The sequence below is a fragment of the Pseudomonas sp. BJa3 genome, assembly GCF_026343815.1.
Classification (GTDB): domain Bacteria; phylum Pseudomonadota; class Gammaproteobacteria; order Pseudomonadales; family Pseudomonadaceae; genus Aquipseudomonas; species Aquipseudomonas soli.
In genome coordinates, this window is the sequence record NZ_JAOXMC010000583.1 from 1 (window position 1) to 232 (window position 232).

At 64.2% G+C, this 232-nt stretch carries 1 protein-coding gene; it reads right to left on the reverse strand.

What is annotated here, in order from left to right; all coding sequences use genetic code 11:
• Positions 1–232: glycoside hydrolase family 97 C-terminal domain-containing protein (locus OH705_RS28880; protein ID WP_267303656.1), on the reverse strand; the 232-nt coding region annotated here is incomplete at both ends.

Here is a 232-nt window from a genome sequence, read left to right on the forward strand (position 1 = left end):
GGAAGGACAACGGCACGGTCAGCGTGCGGCCGTCCTCATCGGTCAGCGACCCGAGATACCAGTTGTTGCCGCCGCGCTCCTTGCGGGCGATGGTCACGTAGTCGCCCACTTCACCGTTCAACACGCGCGTGTCGTCCCAGTCCACCGGCACGTCCTTGATGAACTGGAACGGCGCCGGGTTCTTCTCGTAGTTCTCCAGCAGGTCGGCCGCCATCTGCAGCGGGCTGTAGAT